The sequence below is a fragment of the Acinetobacter sp. A22 genome (genome assembly GCF_030913345.1).
GTDB classification, from domain to species: domain Bacteria; phylum Pseudomonadota; class Gammaproteobacteria; order Pseudomonadales; family Moraxellaceae; genus Acinetobacter; species Acinetobacter junii.
Genome location: NZ_CP133162.1, coordinates 3153903 through 3177055 on the forward strand (window position 1 = coordinate 3153903; position 23153 = coordinate 3177055).

General features: G+C 39.5%; 23 protein-coding genes and 1 pseudogene. 13 read left to right on the top strand and 11 right to left on the bottom strand.

The features are described from left to right. Positions 1-17 precede the first annotated feature (17 nt). A complete protein-coding gene (locus tag Q9Q86_RS15360; RefSeq protein WP_004909421.1) occupies positions 18-650 on the top strand; it encodes a phospholipid-binding protein MlaC in 633 nt (210 codons plus the stop codon). 11 nt (positions 651-661) lie between these two features. Continuing rightward, positions 662-949 carry a lipid asymmetry maintenance protein MlaB gene (locus tag Q9Q86_RS15365; protein ID WP_004964385.1) on the top strand — a complete coding sequence of 96 codons (288 nt, stop codon included), beginning with the start codon at positions 662-664 and terminating at the stop codon, positions 947-949. Positions 950-1003: 54 nt separating this feature from the next. Here the strand turns inward: Q9Q86_RS15365 and Q9Q86_RS15370 are convergent, their stop codons facing one another. Both Q9Q86_RS15370 and Q9Q86_RS15375 read right to left on the bottom strand, forming a co-directional pair. Further along, positions 1004-1531 carry a hypothetical protein gene (locus Q9Q86_RS15370; RefSeq protein ID WP_112987459.1) on the bottom strand — a complete coding sequence of 176 codons (528 nt, stop codon included), beginning with the start codon at positions 1529-1531 and terminating at the stop codon, positions 1004-1006. Between the two features lies 1 nt (position 1532). Further along, positions 1533-2546, bottom strand: coding sequence for a magnesium and cobalt transport protein CorA (locus tag Q9Q86_RS15375; RefSeq protein WP_112987458.1), 1014 nt, complete (start codon positions 2544-2546; stop codon positions 1533-1535). Positions 2547-2696: 150 nt separating this feature from the next. Here Q9Q86_RS15375 and Q9Q86_RS15380 point away from each other — a divergent pair, with 150 nt between their 5' ends. Beyond that, positions 2697-3281, top strand: a complete 585-nt coding sequence (locus Q9Q86_RS15380) for a TIGR00730 family Rossman fold protein (RefSeq protein WP_004964372.1) — start codon at positions 2697-2699, stop codon at positions 3279-3281. A 9-nt stretch (positions 3282-3290) separates the two neighbouring features. Further along, on the top strand, positions 3291-3677 hold the full coding sequence (locus Q9Q86_RS15385) for an NUDIX domain-containing protein (RefSeq protein WP_005403262.1): 387 nt from the start codon (positions 3291-3293) through the stop codon (positions 3675-3677). Here Q9Q86_RS15385 and Q9Q86_RS15390 read toward each other — a convergent pair. Together Q9Q86_RS15390 and recG are read right to left on the bottom strand one after the other, a co-directional pair. Continuing rightward, a complete protein-coding gene (locus Q9Q86_RS15390; RefSeq protein ID WP_112987457.1) occupies positions 3667-4326 on the bottom strand; it encodes a ComF family protein in 660 nt (219 codons plus the stop codon). The two genes, Q9Q86_RS15385 and Q9Q86_RS15390, sit on opposite strands and share 11 nt — an antisense overlap. Beyond that, entirely contained in the window at positions 4319-6364 is a 2046-nt protein-coding gene (recG, locus tag Q9Q86_RS15395) for an ATP-dependent DNA helicase RecG (protein ID WP_112987456.1), read from the bottom strand. The genes Q9Q86_RS15390 and recG overlap by 8 nt, the downstream gene beginning before the upstream one ends. A gap of 19 nt (positions 6365-6383) precedes the next feature. Here recG and Q9Q86_RS15400 point away from each other — a divergent pair, with 19 nt between their 5' ends. Both Q9Q86_RS15400 and Q9Q86_RS15405 read left to right on the top strand, forming a co-directional pair. After that, positions 6384-7202 (top strand): NAD-dependent epimerase/dehydratase family protein, encoded by an 819-nt coding sequence (locus tag Q9Q86_RS15400; protein WP_112987455.1) that lies wholly within the window; start codon positions 6384-6386, stop codon positions 7200-7202. Between the two features lie 124 nt (positions 7203-7326). Further along, positions 7327-8307 (top strand): putative solute-binding protein, encoded by a 981-nt coding sequence (locus Q9Q86_RS15405; protein ID WP_112987454.1) that lies wholly within the window; start codon positions 7327-7329, stop codon positions 8305-8307. Positions 8308-8366: 59 nt separating this feature from the next. Here the strand turns inward: Q9Q86_RS15405 and plsB are convergent, their stop codons facing one another. After that, positions 8367-10922, bottom strand: a complete 2556-nt coding sequence (gene plsB / locus Q9Q86_RS15410) for a glycerol-3-phosphate 1-O-acyltransferase PlsB (RefSeq protein ID WP_112987453.1) — start codon at positions 10920-10922, stop codon at positions 8367-8369. Positions 10923-11201: 279 nt separating this feature from the next. Between plsB and Q9Q86_RS15415 the strand changes: the two genes are divergently transcribed. Together Q9Q86_RS15415 and Q9Q86_RS15420 are read left to right on the top strand one after the other, a co-directional pair. Further along, on the top strand, positions 11202-12074 hold the full coding sequence (locus tag Q9Q86_RS15415) for an acyl-CoA thioesterase II (protein ID WP_004909395.1): 873 nt from the start codon (positions 11202-11204) through the stop codon (positions 12072-12074). A 141-nt stretch (positions 12075-12215) separates the two neighbouring features. Then, positions 12216-13457, top strand: a complete 1242-nt coding sequence (locus Q9Q86_RS15420; RefSeq protein WP_112987452.1) for a dicarboxylate/amino acid:cation symporter — start codon at positions 12216-12218, stop codon at positions 13455-13457. A gap of 59 nt (positions 13458-13516) precedes the next feature. Here the strand turns inward: Q9Q86_RS15420 and Q9Q86_RS15425 are convergent. The 6 genes and pseudogenes from Q9Q86_RS15425 to Q9Q86_RS15450 all read right to left on the bottom strand — a co-directional run bounded on the left by Q9Q86_RS15425 (position 13517) and on the right by Q9Q86_RS15450 (position 20082). Then, a pseudogene (locus Q9Q86_RS15425) lies at positions 13517-14460 on the bottom strand (metal-dependent hydrolase). A gap of 128 nt (positions 14461-14588) precedes the next feature. Beyond that, complete coding sequence (yihA, locus tag Q9Q86_RS15430) at positions 14589-15365, bottom strand: ribosome biogenesis GTP-binding protein YihA/YsxC (RefSeq protein WP_112987451.1); 777 nt, start codon at positions 15363-15365, stop codon at positions 14589-14591. Positions 15366-15443: 78 nt separating this feature from the next. Then, the gene (locus Q9Q86_RS15435; protein ID WP_004964344.1) at positions 15444-15896 is read right to left on the bottom strand and encodes an Rrf2 family transcriptional regulator; all 453 of its coding nucleotides are present in this window, start codon (positions 15894-15896) and stop codon (positions 15444-15446) included. A 77-nt stretch (positions 15897-15973) separates the two neighbouring features. Then, on the bottom strand, positions 15974-17185 hold the full coding sequence (hmpA, locus tag Q9Q86_RS15440) for an NO-inducible flavohemoprotein (RefSeq protein WP_112987450.1): 1212 nt from the start codon (positions 17183-17185) through the stop codon (positions 15974-15976). Between the two features lie 136 nt (positions 17186-17321). After that, on the bottom strand, positions 17322-18869 hold the full coding sequence (locus tag Q9Q86_RS15445) for a helicase HerA-like domain-containing protein (protein ID WP_112987449.1): 1548 nt from the start codon (positions 18867-18869) through the stop codon (positions 17322-17324). Between the two features lie 19 nt (positions 18870-18888). Beyond that, positions 18889-20082 (bottom strand): PLP-dependent transferase, encoded by a 1194-nt coding sequence (locus Q9Q86_RS15450; RefSeq protein ID WP_112987448.1) that lies wholly within the window; start codon positions 20080-20082, stop codon positions 18889-18891. Positions 20083-20249: 167 nt separating this feature from the next. Here Q9Q86_RS15450 and Q9Q86_RS15455 point away from each other — a divergent pair, with 167 nt between their 5' ends. The 5 genes from Q9Q86_RS15455 to rplW all read left to right on the top strand — a co-directional run bounded on the left by Q9Q86_RS15455 (position 20250) and on the right by rplW (position 23144). Continuing rightward, positions 20250-20978 carry a type 1 glutamine amidotransferase gene (locus Q9Q86_RS15455; RefSeq protein WP_112987447.1) on the top strand — a complete coding sequence of 243 codons (729 nt, stop codon included), beginning with the start codon at positions 20250-20252 and terminating at the stop codon, positions 20976-20978. A gap of 227 nt (positions 20979-21205) precedes the next feature. Further along, complete coding sequence (gene rpsJ, locus Q9Q86_RS15460; RefSeq protein WP_000070912.1) at positions 21206-21517, top strand: 30S ribosomal protein S10; 312 nt, start codon at positions 21206-21208, stop codon at positions 21515-21517. 57 nt (positions 21518-21574) lie between these two features. Continuing rightward, positions 21575-22213 carry a 50S ribosomal protein L3 gene (gene rplC, locus Q9Q86_RS15465; RefSeq protein ID WP_004909372.1) on the top strand — a complete coding sequence of 213 codons (639 nt, stop codon included), beginning with the start codon at positions 21575-21577 and terminating at the stop codon, positions 22211-22213. An 11-nt stretch (positions 22214-22224) separates the two neighbouring features. Continuing rightward, entirely contained in the window at positions 22225-22827 is a 603-nt protein-coding gene (gene rplD / locus Q9Q86_RS15470) for a 50S ribosomal protein L4 (protein WP_004909368.1), read from the top strand. Continuing rightward, positions 22824-23144 (top strand): 50S ribosomal protein L23, encoded by a 321-nt coding sequence (gene rplW, locus Q9Q86_RS15475; RefSeq protein WP_004877633.1) that lies wholly within the window; start codon positions 22824-22826, stop codon positions 23142-23144. Before rplD ends, rplW begins: the two co-directional genes overlap by 4 nt. Positions 23145-23153 lie beyond the last annotated feature (9 nt).

The following is a 23153-nucleotide window of genomic DNA, read 5'->3' on the forward strand; positions in this document are numbered from 1 at the left end:
CAGGTTAGGAGATTGAAGTGAATACATTATTGAAACAGACACTGACAGCAAGCGTATTATCGACAATGCTTGCGAGTGCCGCTTTTGCAGCGCCAAAAGAGACCCCACCTGATTTCGTAAAACGTGTTGCAGATGGTTTAATTACTCGTTTGAAAGCTGATAAACCGAAGTTGCAAAACAATCCAGCTTTGGTCAGAACGATTATCCGTCAAAATCTTGATCCATATGTAGATTCGCAAGCATTTACTCGTATCGTATTGGGTACTTATGCAAATAACCAATACACGAATGCTGCACAACGTGCTCAATTTGAGAAAAACTTCCGTGAAGTGATTATCGAAAACTATGGTGGTGCTTTCGCGAAATATACTAATGAAAGTTATACAATGCGTCCGTTTAAGTCGACTAACAGCAAAAATCCTGTGGTGACTTTAGACTTTATGCATAATGGTGAGAAGATCCCTGTGTCATTCCAATTAACGGACAAAGGAGATCAATGGAAAGTGCGTAATATCAATGTTTCTGGTATTGATCTAGGCTTACAATTCCGTAACCAGTTTGCTGCTACAGTTCAGCGCAATGGTGGAAATATTGATAAAGCGATTGCGACCTTTAAACCAGATGCTGATGCAGCTGTAAATAAAAAATAAGTAGGTGACGGGTGATTCAATATATCGACCAACAACTCGTCGTTCCTAAGACGATTGATTTTGAAAATGCAGAGCAAGTTTATCAATCAGGTTTAGCATATATTCAGCAACATCAAAGTTTTCCTTTAGTTGTTGACCTTGCTCAGCTTGAAAATGGTAATACTTTATCTTTGGCTGTTTTGGTGCAATGGTTACGTCAAACTCCAGAGAGTAAAGGATTACATTTTAAAAATGTTTCTGAAAAGATGTTAAAGATCATCCAAGCTTGCCATCTACAAGATGACTTGAAGTTAATTTAATTGATTTTGTGGATTAGAAAAAGAGAGCTATTTTAGCTCTCTTTTTTATTGGTATTATTTGGGATAAGCTGAAAAAAGAGCTTCGCAAGTTGGATATTTTTGATGTAGTTTTTTTAAATAAAAGCTTTCGTCATGTTCTAAAAAACCATCTAGTAATCTGATAGATGATTCATTATTACAGCCTTTAATTCTTCTATTCCATGCGGTAAATGGTGCAATAGGAAGATCAATCGATATGGTATTTTCTTTGCAATCTAATAATGCTAAAGAAACAATTTGATATTTTTGGGATGTATTATGATTTGATGGGTATGCTAAGCCCATAATTAAGTCATTCGTTTTTATCGTTTTAATTGGAAAATCACTCATCCATTCTTTAGGTCTTGGTGAAATGATTTTAGATAACAAATTTTTAAATACAAAGTCAGGGTGCTGTAATTTAAATTTAGTATGATTAATTGAATTGATCTTCTGAACAGACTTAACGCGGGCAATAAACACATCATTAGGGGAAAGCGGTGCGCAGGCAAAAGTTGTGGGTATCGAAAGAGTTATGCCTATACAAAGGAATAACCCTTTCATTTTATATCCATTTCTTCCATCTGAAGTAGACCATTGGTAGTACTAAGAAAGCCATTAATATGCCAGCGACGATGAGAAAGCTTAAACTTCCGTGAGCAAATGGTAATTCATCTGTATTCATCCCATAAATACTTGCAATCAGCATAGGTGGTGCAAGCATACTTGGTAAAATAGAGAATCGACGAATCGTGTCATTCTGTTCAGTGTTAATGAACCCAGAAGTGGTATCGAGTAAGAATCGTACTTTTTGGAATAAGAAAGCATCGTGCTCGACCAGTGAGCGTACATCCTCGCTTAATTCTCGAATATCTGCATCATAGATATGACTGCCTAATGCACGCGGGCGAGATAAAAAGGTAAGAACTCGACGCAAATCAATCAAACATAATTGTGCTTTTCCAAGCATATCTTCTTGTTGTGCTAGGCGTGTAATCATGTCATCTAGATCTAAGATCTTTTCACGATGATGATTATTGAGTACTTCTGTGGAGTATCTTTCTAAGTCTTTGTGGATATCTTCTAAGATATCCGCAAGTTCATCAAGCTTTGCTTCTAGTAACCCTAATAAGATCCACGTCGGATCTTTATAGTCCATATCATAGTCATTGCGACGCGCACGGGCACGGAATGCACGGAAAGCGACGAGCTTCTCACCACGCATGGTAAATAAACGATCTTTATGCAAAATAAATGCGACGGTTTGTACCATTGCAAGCATATGTAATGAGTCGTCAGTATCACCATCTACCTGATAATTTTTATTCTTTGTTAAAAAATATGTGCTGATATGCAAAATACCATCATCATCACGGTAAAATCGTGCGGATGAGGAAATGTCTTCAAGTGATTTAAGAGTAGGTAAGTTGCGCTCATAAGCATCAAGTACCCATTGTTGTTCTTCTTGTGATGGAGCGATTAAATCAATCCAAACTAATTCAGGATGCAGATCAAAACTCCCATTGATCGTTGCATCTTCTAGACTACCGCGCTCTGTGGCATAAAAGGCTTCAAGCATGTCTTTTTTCCTCGCGCAGTTTATGAAAGTCAGCGTGTATTTTAGACAAGGATTGAACTAAAAACACTTGCCTAAACGCTATTTTGTCAAAAATCTTGTTTCATAGCCTACTTTATCAGCATGACAGTTATATAAAACGGTTTTAATTGTATGAATTCTATATGTGTTTTTTGCGGTTCTTCTCTCGGTAATGATGTGGTTTATGAACAAATCACTCAAGCAACAGGTCAAATAATTGCTGAACAAGGTTTGACCCTTGTTTATGGTGGTGGTCGTTCTGGCTTAATGGGTGTGGTTGCCAATAGTGCGCTTGAAGCAGGTGGCAAAGTGATTGGTGTTATTCCTGAAGCTTTGGTTGATCGTGAGCTTGCGCATGCTGAACTTAGCGAACTATATGTTGTGAAAGATATGCATGAACGAAAAACCAAGATGGCTGAATTGGCAGATGGTTTTATTGCATTACCTGGCGGTGCAGGGACTTTGGAAGAAATTTTCGAGCAGTGGACATGGAATCAATTAGGGATTCACCAAAAGCCTTGTGCATTTTTAAATATTAATGGCTTTTATGATGATCTGATTAAAATGTTACAAACTTCAGTTGAGCATGGTTTTAGCCAAGCTCGATTTGTAGATACCTTGATTGTGTCTGATAATATTCATGATATTTTAGCGGCATTTCAGAAATATCAACCCGCAGTTCCGAAATGGACGTCTCGCAATGAAATTCAAGCTTGAGGATAACCTTTGAAAACAATCACTGTCGCTGCTGCCATTATCATGAATGACAAAAATGAGTTGTTATTGGTAAGAAAAAAGAACACGCGTGTGTTTATGCAAGTTGGCGGAAAGCTTGAACCCAATGAAGCGCCTGAAATAGCAATTCAGCGCGAAATTTTAGAAGAGATTGGGTCTACTTGTGACATCAAGCAGTATTTGGGGCGATATGAGACAGCAACAGCAAATGAACCTGATCATCAATTAATTAGCCATCTGTTTGTTGTCGAACTCCATCAACAACCTGAAATTGCGGCTGAAATCGCGGAAATGAAATGGATTGATTTACATGAAGAGTCTATTTTGCTTGCACCATTAACTACCGAGGTTGTCATTCCTTGGTGTCTTAAGCAATAACATCATGATTTGCCTGTTTAACACCACCAGCGGCTAAACAGGCTGAGTATATATGTTGGCACCCCAACTGTTTTAATACTAGACTGAGGGCATTGATAGAGCTGCCTGTGGTCACGACATCATCAATAATCAGCACTTTTCTATAAATCAATTGAAGATGTGTTTTAGCGACAAATTGATCTTCTATATTTTCCAGTCGCTCTAAGCGGCTTAAACCTTTTTGAGAATGTTGGGCTAGTCGTTGCACGGGCTGCCATACTGGAATATTCAATACTTTGCTCAGTTCCTTAGCGATTAAAAGTGATTGATTGAAACCTCTTTCCATCAGTCGATCATTTGAAATAGGCATTGGTACGATGGCATGTACTTTTGGCAGCTTAAGTTCCAGTAATAGTCCGCTAAGTAATCGAAGATGATGTAACTGTTGCTCGTATTTAAATTGTTGAATGAGTTGGCTGATCGGATATTCATAATGACAGGCAACAAGTATATCTTGCTGATGTCGTTCGATTTTATGTTTTAACCATGGTAATTGTTGCCAGCAACTTTGACAAACACCATGGTGTGCTCTGACACCAATATCGCATAAGTGACATGCTGTGAAATAATCAGCAACTTGTTGTGCTCCTCGGCTCAATAATTTAAACATAAGCGTATCGAGGTGCTTCAGGTAGCCAGCGTTTTAATAGTCCTTCAGCATGTTGTGGATAATCTTTGAGTAATTGTTCAGCAACATAATGTGCTTGGGTGAGCAAATGGTCATCACGTTCTAAGCGTGCGACACGAAACCCCATATCACCAGTTTGCTTGGTACCTAGTAATTCACCTGGACCACGTATTTCCAAATCTTTTTCAGCGATCACAAAGCCATCGTTGCTTTCACGCAAGATGGAAAGACGTTCTTGTCCATTTTGTGATAGTGGCGTTTTGTAGAGTAGGGCACAAAAACTAGCTGTTGCACCGCGACCAACTCGACCACGTAACTGATGTAATTGAGAAAGTCCAAGTCGTTCCGCATTTTCAATCACCATAATGGATGCATTGGGCACATCGACACCCACTTCAATCACTGTGGTGGCAATCAAAAGTTGTGACTGGTTGTCTTTAAAGGCTTGCATGACAGCTTGCTTTTCATCAGCTTTCATTTTGCCGTGTACTAATCCCACATTTAGATCAGGGAAGCGTTCTTTAATTTCTTGAAAAGTTGCTTCTGCTGCTTGGGCATCCAAGGTTTCAGATTGTTCAACTAAAGTGCAAACCCAGTAGGCTTGTTTACCTTCACGACAGTTGCTGGCGATACGTTGTAAAACCTCTTCTCGACGATCAAGAGGAATCGTGACAGTTTGAATCGGGGTTCGTCCAGGTGGTAGCTCGTCAATGATTGAGGTATCTAAATCACCATAAGCACTCATTGCGAGTGTGCGTGGAATAGGGGTCGCTGTCATCACTAATTGATGTGGTGTAAATTGATCAACGCCTTTATTGCGTAATGCAAGTCGTTGATCTACCCCAAAGCGGTGTTGTTCATCAATAATCACTAAGCCTAACTTCGAGAATTCTACATTGTCTTGGAATAGGGCATGCGTTCCGACAACGAGTTGTGAGTGACCTTCTTTAATTTCCTGCTCTGCTAAAGTTCGTGCTTTACCTTTTTGTTTACCTGAGAGCCAAGCTACTTTTATGCCTAAAGGCTCAAACCAACGTTTGAAATTTAAATAGTGTTGTTCAGCCAAGATTTCGGTGGGTGCCATCAGCGCCACTTGCCATTCAGCTTCTAAAGCATGGCATGCTGCAACGGCTGCAACCAATGTCTTACCTGCACCCACATCTCCTTGAACTAAACGCAGCATGGGTTGTTCTTGCTTCAGATCATGTAGAATTTCTTTAGAAACCCTTTTTTGTGCGTTGGTCATCTGGAAAGGCAGGGCATCTAAAAGGCGCTTTGCTAAAACTTTGCTGCTGCTAAAGCGAGGTGCTGCTATTTGTCGAATATAAGCACGACGTGTAAGTAAGCTGATTTGATGCGCGACCAGTTCTTCAAAAATCAATCGTTGCTGTGCAGGATGTGAGCCTTGATTGAGTTGTACCATATTGGCATCAATCGGTGGTTCGTGAATATAGTGCAGAGCTTCTTTTAATTCGTAGCCATTACTGTATTTGGCGGGCAGTAATTCAGGTAAAGCATCGCTATGATGTTCCAGTGCTTGGCGAACATATTCACGCAACTTAGGTTGTGTTAGACCTTCAGTGCTTGGATATATCGCTGTTAACTGAGTTTTGGGTAATGCGGTATGTTGTTGAATAACTTGTATTTCAGGATGATAAAGTTCTAAGCCTCGTGCACCGATACGCACTTCACCAAAGATTCTTAAACGAGCACCTGGTTTTATACGATCCGTTAAACCTTTATAAATATGATAAAAGCGTAAGGTGACTTTGCCAAAATCATCTTGTAGCAATGCAGCAAAGGATTTCTTTTTTCCTGGTGGGAAATCAATAGATTTAACTTCCCCCTCAAGCAAATAACTACGTCCAACAACCAGCTGATTCATTGGAATAATAGTGCTACGATCTTCATAGTCACGCGGAAGATGAAACAGTAGATCATCCGTGCTAAAAATATGGAGCTTTTCTAGTAGGCTTGCTGCGGCAGCACCAACGCCTTGTAATTGCTGGACTGAAGTCATTTTTTGGTCAAGGATCGGTATGCATATTTTATTTATTGGTTATGGTAAAACATCTCAGCGTGTCGCTAAACATTTATTTGAGCAAGGTCACCACATTAGCACAATTAGCCGTACTGAAAAAACAGATCATTACGCAACACACCATATTCAAGATGCCCATCATCTTGATTTAAGTGAATTTGAACCAATTGATGTGGTGTATGTGATTCTTTCACCAAGTGAAAGTGGAATTGATGCTTATCAACATATCTATGTCGATAGTGTGGAACCAATTGCTAAAGCTTTACAACATCATCCTGTCAAACGGATCATTATCGTCTCTTCAACACGCGTTTATGGTGAAAACTCAGGAGAGCTTGTGGATGATGAGTCTGATATACGTCCAATAGATGAACAAGGTAAGCTATTACGAAAAATGGAGTTATTATGGCAATCCTACTATCCACAACAGGCTGTGATTGTTCGTCCAACAGGTATTTATGGTGTATCCGTTGAGCGTTTAAAAAAGCTTGCCCAGCGTACACAGAGCTATCCGACGATTCACTTTAGTAATCGTATTCATATAAATGATTTAGCTCGATTTTTAGCTTTGTTGGCGACTTTGGAAAGTCCTGAATCAAGTTATATTCTCAGTAATAATAGACCTATAGCGATGCATGAAATTTTGCTTTGGTTTCAGCGAAAATTAGGTTTGACAGCATTGAAATTGGAGTCTGAACAGCACACTGGAAAGCGTATTTATGCGACTCGAATTGCTAAAACTGGTTTTGAATTTGACCATTTGATTTGCTTTAATGACTATGAAGCCGCGCTGTTCGTACATATTAATGAAAAATAATTAGATTAAACTGCGATCATGATTGAAGAGTTGGTATGAATCTTGATAGATACTTACCAACACATTCCGTTAAGGAACTGCCTAAGTTTGCACGTAGTTTGCAGTGAGGCGTTGAAGGTTGTATATGAGAAAAATAATTTATTTAATTTTGCTGTTATTTATGGGAACAACAAGCTGGGCTGGTGAGCAGGTTTGGTGTGTGTTTGAGCCATTGAGTTCCAAAGGCGATATCAGCCGTCGTCTGCAAGATATACGTTTGCATGCCATGCAAAGCCAAGTTCAATTAAAATTCAGTTATTTTAAAATTGAAAAAGATGCGATTCAGGCTTTTGAGCAAAATAAATGTACAGGTTTAGTCGCATCAAACTTTAATACCTACCGCTACAACTCATTTATGGGAAGCACTGGTGGAATTGGCTTAATTTCGAATAATCGTGTTGCACGAATGTTTTTGCAACTCATGAATAATTCGAATGTTGCAAAAAGAATGATCAGTTCGAAGTATGAAGTGGTTGGTATGATTCCAATCGGAACGGCATATATGATCATGAATACTCAACAGATCAGTAAAGTATCCCAACTCAAAAACAAGCGCATAGGGATTCTAGAAGATAACCCACCACAACAAGCTTTAGTCCAAAGTGTTGCTGCTAAAGCGACTTATGTTGATTTTTCAAATGCAATTGATTTATTTAAACAACATAAGATTGATATTCTAGCAGCGCCTGCTTATGGAATTTTGCCTTACAATCTCAAGAAAGAGTTTGGTGAAGCAACACAGGTTGTGAATTTCCCAGTTGCTTATTTTGCAAGGAATATTGTGATTAAACCAAAATCATATCCTGCAAATTTTGGGCATCATGTTCGTACATGGTTTGTCAAAAATAGTAATGTATTGGCCGCACAGGCGATTCAATGGGAAAATCACTTGCCTGCTTATTACTGGGCGGATATTTCAGACTTTGAGAAACAAGGTTATGAAGCATTGGTTGCGAAAATCCGTAATCGATATGTTGAACAAGGATACTACGATGCTTTTTTTGTAGAATTGATTAAACGACTTCGATGTATCGATGACCCAAAATATCTTGAATGTCGCAAATGACACAGATAAAAAAGCCAAATCTTAGATTTGGCTTTTTTGTTTCGAGATGAACGTTGAGATTATGATTTCTTACGTTTTAGACGGCGTTTCGCTTGCTGAGAAGCCATTGCTTCCAAGGCGGCAGCTAATTCTTCATCACTAAACGTAGTAATATGTTGCAGCATCTGTAAAGTGGTTTCATCTAGAACCAGCTGAGCACCTGCAGCCATTTCACTAAAGTTATCATCATATTCGATGAAGCCTTGCTCGTTGTTGCGAATATAGTTTTGCTGAGTCAGAACTTTAATAAAGCTTTGGAATAGTGCCTTATCAAAGAATTCTGGCGAATTGAATTCATATAACACCGATAAGCGCTGACCTAATAAGTGGCTTAACTCCTCAACTTGTTTGGTTGAGATATTGCCTGAACCTCGCTGTGTGATCAGTGCCAACGTCATATAATAACGTTCAAGACTTTGTTTTACTGGCATTGCCAAGGTCAGTAATTTTTGGTGCTCTTCACTGTTTGGAGTAGGGCTAAATAAGTTACCGTCATGGTCTTGGAAAATTAAACCAATTTGAACCAAAGCATTTACATAGCTGTCGATATGTTGTTGCAACTCAGAAGCTTGCCACTTCATAAACAATTCAGCTTTTAAGAATGGATACAAAGTACGAATTACATTACTTAAATCTAATTTATTGATCTTTCCGTTGTGTTCCACTAAAGATGCAACAAGTGAAGGTAAAACAAAAGCATGCAAAATGTTATTACGGAAGTAAGTCAACAATACCGCTTGATTGTCTTCGATCGCGATAATATCACCAAGCACATGGTGAACACGTTTGATCAGTTTTAATTTCAAGCCATAGGCAATAATTTCTTTGCCAGATAATGAAGTCACTTGAGTGCGTTCATCATAAGGATGTTGAGTCGCTAAATCACGATAAATATCAAGTTGCTTAGCACAAATTTCTTCATCAAGCGTATGCTTCGGCGTTGCCAATAAGATCAGAGATAATAATGAAACAGGGTTAATGACAACCGCACGGTTAATATTTTCTAAGATTAGATTTGCTGAGCTAGAAACGACTTTCGAAATTTCAGCTGGAATAGGTGCATCATTTTTCTCGATTTGGATATTTTCTGCTTGATGCTGCTTCAAAATATCATCTAAGAAAACAGGCTCACCAAAATTCACATGTACCTTACCAAAAATACGTTCGATTTTGCGTAAGGTTTTTAAGATACCAAAAATAGATTCTGCTTCTTTAGGCTTACCTTGCATCTCGCCAACGTAAGTTGAACCTTCCATCAAGCGTTCGTAACCGATATAGGTTGGCACGAATACAATTGGTTTGGCACGTCCACGTAGATGACCATGAATCGTCATGGCTAACATACCTGTTTTAGGTGGCAATAGGCGTCCCGTTCGTGAACGTCCACCTTCAATAAAGTATTCAATCGGGGTGTTGCGCGACAAAATGCTGTAAAGATATTCTTTAAATACAGATGTATATAGTGCATTACCGCGGAAAGAACGACGAATAAAGAATGCACCACCGCCACGAAGTAATTGACCTACAAATGGAAGATTGAGGTTGTCGCCAGCAGCAATATACGGGATCATCAAGCCACGTTTATAAATCACGTATGACAATAATAAGTAGTCGATATGACTGCGGTGACACGGTGTGTAAATGATTTCATAGTCTTTTGCGAGTTCACGAACTGTACTGAAGTTATGAACTTCGACACCATCGTAAAGTTGTGTCCACAAACGGGTTAATGCCATATCAGCAAAACGAACGGCTGAAGCTGAGTAGTCGGATACGATTTCATTAACGTATCCGATAGCACGTCGTTCAGCTTCGAGCATACTGATTTTGTGTTGAATACTTTCACGACGGATTGCATCTTGAACATCACGAGATTTGACCACTGACTGCATGACGTTACGACGATCCGACAAGTCAGGGCCCAAAACAACTTCACGTTGCTGATCTAAATAAGTATCTAATGAGCTAGCGATATAAGTCGCAGGAGAGAGATTTGGGTGGTTGGTCTTGGCATAATCTACCAACTCTCTCAATGATTGAGGCTCATGGAATTCCAAATAAGACTGGCGACCATGTAAGCCGATATTCATAAGTTGTTTAACAGTACCTGGTGTTGCCCAAGTATCTGAAAATAGTAATTTGAACCAAGAATCTTCTTTATCAGGCGCACGTCCCCATAATACCGTAACAGGCACGAGTTCTATTTCAGTTTCAGGATGTTTTTCGAGGGCTTCAATGAGATGTAAAAGTTTGCTAGGAAAAGTTTGAGTATTAAAGTAATTATTTTCGTTATGATGAAGGAATAATACTGAGTTCTTTTCCTGATATGACCCAAAACTCAATGGGTCTAGTGCAGGTTTCAGATGAAGGCGACGAGTTTCACCATCGACAACAAGCGCATTACTGCGTGAATAGTTTTGTAAAACATAGCATACAATTTTATTTGAATCGGTTGTATCCTGCTCTGTTTTGGTGGATTCTGTAGGAACTTCACCAAGAACATGTGGGGTAACCACAAGGTCAAGTAACTTACTCGAAAGTTGACGATACATTTGACCAAATCCAGTCTTGGACATTACAGACTCCTAAATAATAATCCTGACATATAGCCATGATGAACACGACATTCTGCGATATTCTTACATAAAACGATATGCTATTTTCTGACAAAATATAGCGTATTTGGTAGATTTTATCGTTAAAAATCGTATTTTTAGCGGTTATAAATAAGGATTAATGTGACGGACAAATCATTTTATCCTGAGCATCTTTATTGGAATTTGTGGCACAATCAAAATCATCAACTAATATAACAATTCGTTGATCTCTCCTGATTGATGTTGGAAGGTTATTACATGAATGCTTTGACTCAAGAACTTGTTGAACTTTTGACCTTAGAAAGAATAGAAGATCATATCTTTCGGGGTAACAGCCGCAATTTGGTTGGTAAACGAGTATTCGGTGGACAGGTTCTTGGTCAAGCATTAAGAGCTGCTTCGTATACTACAGATCGTCCTGCACATTCGTTGCATGCTTACTTTTTATATGGTGGGGATGTAAATGCACCCATTATTTATGAAGTTGATCCATTGCGTGATGGAAAAAGTTTTGCAAGTCGTCAAGTGCGAGCAATTCAACATGGGCGTACAATTTTTTCAGCGATGGTATCTTTTGCCAATCCTGAAGAAGGTTTGAACTATCAACATAAAGAGCCTGAGTATCCAGCTCCAGAAGCACTGAAATCAGAAAAAGAACTGAAAGAAAGTATGTTGAATTTCGTGCCTGAAAATGTTCGCGCCAGCTTTATGCGCGAACGTCATGTTGAAATTAAACCAATTCAGCCTATGAATCCGTTTCAACCTCAGCCAGAAGCTCCTTTTTACGCACACTATATTCGTACTCATGATCGAATCCCATCGAACATTGATGAAATTTCACTTCATCAAGCGATTGTTGCGTTTTATTCTGACTTTACCTTGATGACAACAGCATTGCGTCCTCATGGTCTGTCTTGGATTTCCCCAAATCTACAATGTGCCAGTATTGATCATACGATTTATTTCCATCGACCTCTGCGTGCAGATGATTGGATGTTGTATGACATGGAGGCAACGATTAGTGCAAGTTCTCGTGGCTTGAACTTTGGAAAAATGTGGCAAAACGGACAATTAGTCTGTAGTACAGTACAAGAAGGTTTGATTCGGCTCAGAGAAATAGAAACGCAATAATGTGAAATTATTCTGCATGAAATCGTATTAAAGCCATCATTATGATGGCTTTTTTGTCATAAGCTTGTGACAAAAAATTGCTCGATTCTTAGATTTGAGCATGCCATAGTAGCTGTACTGCATTCATTTTTAATACGCACAATGAATTTAAATACCCAAATTTTAATTGCAGCTATCGCGGGAGTAGGGTTAGGACTTTTATTGACTAGCTATCCTCAGGCTGATTTTGCTCAAACAACGTTATATGTTTTAGGTATTTTAAGTAGCATTTTTATTGGTTTGTTAAAGATGTTGCTGATCCCTTTGATATTTAGTTCTATCGTTGTAGGGGTTTCAAATTTACAAGCTGGAGGGGAGTTTGGTCGAGTTTGGAAGATTACCGCCTTGAGTTGTATGACTACTACAACGCTTGCATTGATCTTAGGGATTGGCTGTGCACATCTTTTTGATGTTGGGAAGGGGGTTGATATCACACTTTTTCAGTCAGCAATGCAAAATCATCAAACGCCTGATACGCTTACACCTTCTAGTTTTCTTACCAATTTTATTCAAAATACCTTAATCAATCCTTTTAAAGCATTTAGTGAAGGGAATGTACTCGCTGTTGTGGTTTTTGCACTTTTCTTAGGCGTTGCTCTCGTTAAAGGTGGTGAGCGTTTTAATACAGTTCGTCAACTCAGCCAACAATTCTTTGAAATGATGATGATGCTTGTCAGTTGGGTAATGAAACTCGCGCCACTTGGGATTTTTGCATTATTGGCGAAGTTGATTGCGACTGAGGATTTATCTGTATTAAGTCGTCTTGCTGAGTTTGCATTCGTGGTGACTGGGACAACGATTTTTCATGGCTTAGTGGTTTTACCTACACTGCTTTGGATTTTTGGAAAAATGAATCCTCTGACGTTCTTCAGAGGTGCGCGAGCTGCATTGGTGACGGCATTTGCAACAAGCTCTAGTTCAGCGACCATGCCACTGAGTATGCGTTGCGCACAAGAGAATTTAGGGGTAAGACCGCAAACGGCAGGCTTTGTAATTCCTTTGGGTACGCAGTTAAATATGGACGGTACCGCACTTTATGAGGCTGCAGCTGCACTTTTTATTGCCAATTTAATGGGTTTGGATTTAACCCTAACCCAACAGTTTATTGTCTGTCTCACCGCAATGATTGCATCATTAGGTGCGCCAGGGATTCCAAGTGCGGGCATGGTAACGATGATAATGGTGTTGCAATCAGTTGGTTTACCTGCGGAAGCGATTGCAATTTTACTGCCGATAGATCGGTTGCTGGATACCGTTCGAACGGTAGTTAATGTACAGGGAGATATGATGATCAGTGTGGTTGTCGATCGTTATGCAAAGCAAACGGAAATAGAGCCAAGTTAATCGAGTTGTACGGACATAAAAAAAGCAGGAGAAAACTCCTGCTTTTTCTTTCTCTTCACTTATGCAGCATGTTGTAGTGCACGCTTAGCAGCAGGTGAATTATTTAAATAATTCACAGCATCTTGGGTACTTCCTTCTTTCACAGGATCATACCAAGGCATCAAATAATCAATTTGTTGTGATACTAGCCAGATTGGATTTGGAAGAATTTGATTGTCTTTACGACCAATCTTATACCATTCTAACCATATCCATGGTTTGAATATACTTGGTTTTTTATCTGCAAAACGAGGGTCTTGGCTCATGATGTGAGCAGCACCATCTACCCACAAACCAAGTACCAGAACGATTACCGCAACGCTGAGGTAGTAACGTGCAATATAGCTACCACCTAAATGACGATAAAGATCAAATGCAACGGTACGGTGCTCGATTTCTTCAGAACCATGCCATTTAATTAAATCGATCATCTCAGGATCAGCACCAAGTTCTTCCCAACGTTTGTTGTAGAGTGCGTATTTACCAAGAACACACGTCATGTTCTCAACGGTTGCAATCACACCTAGACGGAATAAATCCCATTGATGATCTAATATTTTAGGAACTTCTTTACCAAAAGGCTTATCAGCTAAAGCTTTGGTAAATAAGAAATCCATGATGCCTAAGTTGCGTTGAATATCGATGTTGCGTTGGTTGAGATATTCTTTATTCGCAGAGGTATGAGCAACAGCATGCATCGCTTCTTGACGAATAAAAGCTTGTACATCTTCTTTTAATTTTTCATCAGTGATTTCGGGAAGTACTTTGTTGTACAAACGGCAAAACCAGAACTCACCAGCAGGCAAAATATTATTAATTTCGTTAATAAAATAGCTAGCAAAAGGTTGATTTGGAATCCAATCTACAGGGGTTTTTCCCAATCAAATTTTACTTTTCGAGGGAGAATTTTATAGTCAATCGAAGAACCAAGAACTTTGTTCTTCACAAATGATAGTAATTTCATCTTTAGTCCTAATCGATAGTGCAATGAACCAACACTAAGCAGTATATGAAAACTACCTAGTGTTTGTGTTTAGCAATTCAGGACAATTAAAAATTATTTTATGCATCAAGTTGCATGAAATGCATAATTTATTCTTTATCGTCAATTTCTGATGCTTCTGGGATTTGATCGAGGTCAAATTCCACCGTTTGATCAAGTGTGTAATTTAAACGACCACCCATAACGCTCGCTAATTCCTCTAGACCAATTCGGTTAAGAGAAGAGAATAGTTGTATTGAGAAGTCGAGCTTCATTTTTTTCAATTGTTGTTTAACGTCGAGCAAGGTTTTATTTGCTGGACCTCGATTCAGTTTATCCGCTTTAGTGAGAAGAATATGAACAAATAAATGACGAGAATGCGCCCATTCCAACATCATTAAATCAAAGTGTTGTAAAGGATGGCGGATATCCATCAATAAAACTAAGCCTTGTAAGCTTTTGCGATGAATCAAATAATTTTCTAGTTCTTTTTGCCAAACAATTTTCATTGCTTCTGGTACAGCGGCATAGCCATAACCAGGTAAGTCTACCAAACGTTGATCAGGGTTACCCAAGCTAAAAAAGTTGATCATTTGGGTACGACCTGGTCTTTTTGAAGCACGTGCCAATTGCTTTTTATTAGTTAAGGCATTAATCGCACTCGATTTTCCCGCATTTGAACGACCTGCAAATGCAATCTCATAGCCTGTATCTTCAACGCACAAAGCAAGTTTTGGTGCACTCATTAAAAATTCAGCTTGGCGTAACCAATTCAAAGACTGTACTGCATAAGCGGTTAATGCAGGATCAGTCTTTTTCTCATAACTGATTTTTTCTTTAGGTGCGAGTCTAGCTTTGGTGTCTTTCGATTTTTCACTACGGTGCATAGAAGCTTACTTTTGAATTTGAATAGCAATAAGCATTATAAAGGATGTATTGGATTCGTGCGAATCTTCATCCTAAATCTAAGCTTTTTGGACCAGTTCTAAGAATGTAATATCTGATCGAGTGGAAGATGGGAGTATGCCGTGTTGAACCACTTCACCCAAAGTATATTGATCTAAGCTATGATAAAAGCTTTCAAGTGCTTGATCGAGAATGCCTTTCAGACCACATTGAGAGCGCAAGACGCAAGGGGGGCTATTGCATTCCACAATTTGCTGATGACCTTGTAAAACACGGACAATTTCACCAAGTCGAAGTGTCCGTGCTGAGGGATTTAATCGAATTCCACCGCCTTTGCCTCGTGTAGTAACAATCCATTGTTGTTTACCCATGAAATGTACAATTTTAACGAGGTGGTTTTGTGAAACATGCAAATCTTTTGCAATATCAGCAATAGTGTAAGGTATCTCGCTCGGGCGAGCGACATACATCAGGATTCTGAGTGCATAATCTGTAAATTTATTGAGTTGCATTGTTTCACTCAATCTATTGCGATAAATAGAAAAGGCTAGTCTATCATAGGCTAGCCTTATACAAAACGCAGCATCAATTAGCTAAGTTTTACACCACCTGTGCCAAATGCTTCGCTATGAATATTTTCAGCAGGAATGCCTCGTGCAACAAGTGCTTTGTGTTGTTCAGCCATAAATGGCATCGGACCACATAAATAATAATCAGCAGTTGTTGGCAATAGTGCTGCATCCATAGATGCTAAATCTAAACGACCAGCTGCTTCATAATCCACACCGAATACATCCCCATCATGTGGAAATTCATACGCCGTAAATGTGCTTAGACGAGGGAATTTAGCTTTAAGATCATGAATATGTTGTTTCATAGCATGAACTTGACTGCTACGACATGCATGTATAAACGTTACTGGTTGTGGCATATCTAAAGTAACCAATTGATTCAGCATAGCAATCATTGGGGTTAAACCTACACCACCACTGATAAATACATTACGTTTTTTACTATCTATCAGATAAAAGTTACCTGTAGGAGCAGAAACTTCGATTTCAGAACCTTCCGCTAAACTATGTAATGTATTTGATACCCAGCCTTCGGCAAGCTCACCTTTCGCATCTTCACGTTTCACTGAAATACGTAAATAATCTGCTTGTGGGCTTGTTGATAAAGTGTATTGGCGAGGTTGTCTCAGATTGAGTTCTGGGACAAAAACACGTACTGAAATATATTGGCCAGCTTCGTAGTTTGGTAAATCACCGCCATCGACAGGTGCTAAATAAAACGACGTAATTTCATCACTTTCAACCACTTTTTTAGCGATTTTAAAATTACGCCATCCTAACCAACTGCCTTTAGTTTGTTGATGTTGGTCGTAGATCGCTTTTTCAGTGCTGATAAACAAATCTGCTAGTTGTCCATAAGCAGCGGCCCATGCCGCAATCAAAGGATCTTCCATTGAGATATTCAGTACTTCACTGATCGAATGTAATAAATTTTCACCCACAATACTGTAATCAGGCGCTTGGATATTGAGGCTGACATGTTTATGAGCGATCAGTTCCACCACAGGCAAAAGCACAGATGGATCTTCAATATTTTCTGCGTACGCTAAAACAGCTCCTGCGAGTGCTTGAGCTTGAGCACCACTGCGTTGATGACCCATGTTAAAGGTTTCTTTGAGTGCAGGATTATTTCCTAACATACGATTATAGAAATAACCTGTTAATGCGACACCATTTTCACGTAAGACAGGAACAGTTGCTTTTACGAGTTCAATTTGCTGTGGAGTCATGAGTGATCTCTCTGGACTATCATTTTATAAGATATATTTAAAATACACCTTATAAAATGTATTTGCAATACATCTTATAATAAAAACCATAAAAAAGATAAGGGATAATTAATTATCCCTTATTTTTGAGATTTTTTTATTTTCCGAATAATGAGCCGAGTAATCCACGCACTATTTTTTGTCCAGTGCTACCACCTAAGCTTCGGGCAGCACTTTTTGCAAATGTACCGACAATGTCTTGTGTGAGCTTTTCACGATCACGTTGCGCTTTTTCTGCCGCTTTTTGTTGCTCTTTGGCAAATCGCTCTTGTTCTTTTGCTTGTTGCTTTGCGAGGGTTTCTTGTTCCTTTACTTGCTGCTTAGCGAGTTCGTCAGCTTGCTTTTGCTGAGACTGTTGTAATACTTTTTTCTGTAAAAGTTCGTAAGCGCTGTCACGATCTAAGGCTTGATCATAAACCCCAGCAACAATACTTTGCCCCATCATCACCTGTCGTTCTTCAGGGGTGATTGGGCTAAAAGAGGAATATGGGGGCATCACCCAACCACGCTCAACAATCTGAGGGGTGCCTTGTTCATCCAAACAACTAATCAAAGCCTCACCTACAGCTAGTTCAGTAATCGCTTGATCAACCTTAAAATCAGGATTGGCTCGGAAAGTGTCGGCTGCGGTTTTGACCGCTTTTTGATCTTTAGGTGTAAAAGCACGTAAAGCATGTTGTACTCGATTCCCGAGTTGACCTAGAACACTTTCTGGTAAATCAAGTGGGTTTTGAGTGATAAAGTAGATTCCTACACCCTTCGAGCGAATTAAACGAACCACTTGTTCAATTTTCTCTTGCAAAGCTGGACTAGCATTGGAAAACAATAAATGTGCTTCATCAAAGAAGAAGACAAGTTTAGGCTTATCCATATCGCCAACTTCGGGTAGTTGCTCAAATAATTCTGAGAGCATCCAAAGCAAGAATGTTGCATAAAGTTTTGGGGTATTCATCAACTTATCTGCAGCGAGAAGGTTGATATAACCATGACCTTGAGTATCTGTTTGAATAAAATCTAGAATATTCAAACTTGGTTCACCAAAAAACTGATCTCCACCTTGATCTGCTAACGCAAGCAGATTGCGTTGTATCGCACCAATACTGGCAGGAGAGAGATTGCCATACTCATTTTTCAGTTCAGCAGCATTTTCACTGACATAAGTTAGCATCGCCTTTAGATCTTTAAAGTCGATGAGGAGAAGGCCTTGATCATCTGCGATTCTAAATACTGCGGACAATACACCTTCTTGTGTATCGTTTAAATTTAGCATCTGCGCTAATAATAAAGGGCCTATTTCAGAAATAGTGGTTCGAATAGGATGTCCTTGTTGGCCAAATAGATCCCAGAAAATAACAGGTGAGGCTGCAAATGGAACAGAATCCAGATGCAGACTTTTAATGCGTTCATCAAATTTGGGGCTGCTTGAACCTGCTTTGGCTAGGCTTGAAACATCACCTTTCGCATCTGCTAGAAAAACAGGGACGCCGATACGAGAAAAACTCTCAGCAAGTACTTTTAGAGTTACTGTTTTTCCTGTACCGGTTGCACCAGCAATCAGACCATGGCGGTTAGCAAATTGAGAATGTAGAACAATATCTTGTGTTGTATCTGTGGTTTTTTTTGCAATTACGATGGGTGTACTCATTCTTCACCTATTATAAGAGTTATTCCAGTTGTTTTAATGCGTTTTGAATATCTTGAATTAAATCCGCAGGATCTTCTAGTCCTATACAGAAACGAACCAATAAACCTTGTTGTAAATGTGTATTTTCCAATGCACGCATCTGTTTTAAATCATAGAGCATCACCAAACTTACAGGGCCACCCCAACTAAAACCAAGTTTGAATAGTTTTAAGTTATCGCAAAATCTACGCACTGCATGCATATCATATCTTGAATCAAAGATTACACTTGCCAAGCCAGCACTCTTGCCTGTGGTGCAAACCTCTTTCCAAAATTGATGTCCAGCTGAATCAGAAAGACTTGGGTGTAAAACTTGAATAAATTGGGGCTGTTGTTTTAGCCAATCTAATAATCTTAGTGTGCTTTGAGATTGCTGTTCATAACGCAGCGACATATGCGCCAAACTACGTTGAATTTGCGCAGTATCATCACCTGAAACAGATATGCCTTGGGTTGCATGCATGCGATAAAGTTTATGATGTAAATGTTGATCGCGCGTTACAACCGAGCCCATGAGGATGTCTCCGCCACCACTTGGATATTTGGTAAGGGCGTGTACTGTTACATCAACCGATAAATGTTCATCAGAGAAATCAAATGCATTAAATGCCAGACCAGCCCCCCAAGTGTTATCGAGGGCGATGAGAAGATTAAATTGCTTGGCTTTTTTGACTAGTTTTTTTAAATCAGGAAATTCTAAACTGACAGAACCAGCAGCTTCGAGCCAAATTAACTTTGCTTTTTCTGAAGGTGTGAAACTATCAATATCAATCGGATTATAAACTTTAACTTGAATGCCATAACGAGTTTGAAGGTTGTTGAGGTGCTCTAAATTTGGACCATAAATATTATCTGCAACCCATACCTCATCGCCTGAATTTAAAAGAGTACTGTTAACTAAATTGATCGCAGATAAACCACTCGGTGCCAGTAAGCTAAACAAACCGCCTTCAATATGCGCGATGTTATCGCCAAGCGTAAATGTTGTTGGTGTGCCATGTGTGCCGTAGCTATAGTCATAGGGATCTGTCCAATGACGATCAAAAAGGTGCGATGTGCTTTTAAAAATAATGGTAGATGCACGATATAGGGGAGGTTGAATAGTTTCTATATATTGAGGGGCTTTTCTTGGTGCGTGAATAAGGTTGGTTTGTGCATTTTGGTGCTTAGTCATGGTGCTAAATCAAATCAATAGATGGATTTAGGTTAAGAGAAAAACAACAATTCTGCTAGTTGTTCAGGTGTTTTGTACACAATCGTTACAGATCAAATAGATTGAATGAAACTGGCTTTATTTTTGCTAAGACTTAGTATCATTCTAACGATAATAGGTTTTAGCGCATGAAGTCGCATTTAAGAGTGCATTATTTTCAGCACATCGCAGGTGAAGGTTTTGGTAGTTGTTACAATTTCTTGAAAGCACATAAAGCAAAAATCACGGCAACAGAGTTTTTTGCTTTGCCTGTCGACCTGCCATTGGAATTGGAAGCATTGCCACATGTAGATGAGGTGGATTTGTTAATTATCATGGGTGGGACGATGAGTGTGAATGATGAAGCAAATTACCCATGGTTAAAATTGGAAAAAAGATGGTTGCGTCGTTATTTGGCATCAGGAAAGCCTGCTATAGGCTTATGTCTCGGTGGGCAGTTAATTGCAAATGCACTTGGTGCTGTGGTTAGCCGTAATCAATATCAAGAGTTGGGGTGGATGGATGTTGGTCGAGCTTCACACATACCTGAAAATTGTTTTCAAATTCCAGAGAAAATTAACATTATGCAATGGCATAGCGAGACCTTTGAAATACCTAGAGGTGGTATCCGTTTAGCAGAAAATGAAGTATGTAGAAATCAACTTTATCAAATTGGACGTAATGTTTTAGGTTTTCAATTTCATCCTGAAATGACGCCACATGCATTGCAATTGTTGATTGAAAATGAAGAAGACATGGCTGTATTTAATGGGGAATTTGTTCAATCAATCGCTGAGCTCAAAAAAACAAACCAAAATAAATTTCAACAAGGCAACGATTTGCTTAATCAAGCAATTGAATATGTTGTAAGCGCTTAAATTGATTTTTTAACGGTAAAAAATAAAAGAAGAATTGCATAAGACTTAAACAATCGCTATAATGGGCGACCCTCAAATGGAGGGCGTTTTCTACGAAGAAAGTAGTTAACGCATTACAGTCGTGGCATCGATCACGACCATAGTGATTTTCACTGCCCTTGACACTTGCCAAAAGGTGAGGTGCGTCATGGGTGATTCTTTATATATTTGGCTTGGAGTTTACTGGTATGTCTAACCAGAGAATTCGTATCCGTTTGAAGTCTTTTGATCATCGTCTGATTGATCAATCTGCTCAAGAGATCGTAGAAACCGCTAAGCGTACTGGCGCACAAGTGTGTGGTCCAATTCCGATGCCTACTCGCATCGAACGCTTCAACGTTCTTACTTCACCACACGTCAATAAAGACGCTCGTGATCAGTACGAAATCCGCACTTATAAGCGTTTGATCGACATCGTTCAACCTACAGATAAAACTGTTGATGCATTGATGAAGTTGGATCTTGCTGCTGGTGTTGATGTTCAGATCGCTTTGGGTTAAGGCTTTCGGTTAATTAACTCTAAGTTAATTAAGCCGCTTTTTTAGAGGTTTATGCACATGGCTATTGGTTTAGTCGGTCGCAAATGTGGTATGACTCGCATCTTTACAGATGCTGGTGTATCTGTACCTGTTACAGTTATCGAAGTCGATCCAAACCGCATTACGCAAATCAAAACACTTGAAACTGATGGTTATCAAGCAATTCAAGTAACTACTGGTGAACGTCGCGAATCGCGCGTAACTAGCGCTCAGAAAGGTCACTTTGCGAAAGCTGGTGTTGCTGCTGGTCGTTTAGTTAAAGAGTTCCGTGTTACTGAAGCCGAGCTTGAAGGTCGTGAAGTTGGTGGTTCTATCGGTGTTGACTTGTTCACAGTTGGTCAAATTGTTGACGTAACTGGTCAGTCTAAAGGTAAAGGCTTCCAAGGTGGTGTTAAGCGTTGGAACTTCCGTACGCAAGATGCTACACATGGTAACTCTGTATCTCACCGTGTTTTAGGTTCTACAGGTCAAAACCAAACACCTGGTCGCGTGTTCAAAGGCAAGAAAATGGCTGGTCACTTAGGTGATGAACGTGTAACAGTTCAAGGTCTTGAAATTGTATCTATTGACGCTGAACGTTCAGTTTTAGTTGTTAAGGGTGCTATTCCTGGTTCAACTGGCGGCGACGTTATCGTGCGTCCTACCATCAAGGCCTGAGGGGAAATACTGTGAATTTAAAAACTGTTTCCGGCTCTGCTGTTGAATTGTCTGAAGTTGCTTTCGGACGTGAATTTAACGAAGCTCTTGTACACCAAGTTGTTACAGCTTACTTAGCTGGTGGTCGTCAAGGTACTCGTGCTCACAAATCACGTGCAGATGTTTCTGGCGGTGGTAAAAAGCCATTCCGTCAAAAAGGTACTGGTCGCGCTCGTGCTGGTTCTATTCGTAGCCCAATCTGGGTAGGTGGTGGTAAAACTTTTGCTGCTCGTCCACAAGATTGGTCTCAAAAAGTTAACCGCAAAATGTACCGCGGTGCAATGCAATGTATCTTAGCTGAACTTGTTCGCCAAGATCGTCTTGTATTAGTTGAAGAGTTTGCTGTTGCGGCTCCAAAAACTAAAGAATTGCTTGCAAAACTTAACGACTTAAATGCAACTCGTGCATTGATCGTTACAGATGCTGTAGATGAGAACTTGTATCTTGCAGCTCGCAACCTCCCACATGTAGATGTGGTGGATGCAACTGCAATTGATCCTGTTAGCTTGATCGCATTCGATAAAGTTGTCATGTCTGTAGCTGCTGCTAAGAAAATTGAGGTAGAACTCGGATGAACAACGAACGTTTATATCAAGTCCTACAAGGACCAGTATTCTCAGAAAAAGCACAAGTTTTAGGTGATACTGCTGGTGTTCAAGTATTTAAAGTTGCATTAAATGCAAACAAGCTTGAAATCAAGAAAGCAGTTGAGCAGCTCTTTGGTGTTGAAGTTGTGAAAGTAAATACAACGATCACTAAAGGTAAAACAAAACGCTTTGGTCGTACATTAGGACGTCGTTCTGATGTTAAAAAAGCATACGTCACCCTGAAAGCTGGCCAAGATGTAGAAATGGCTGACTTGGGCGATACCGCTGAAAACGCAGCGGAGTAAGGACGAAAA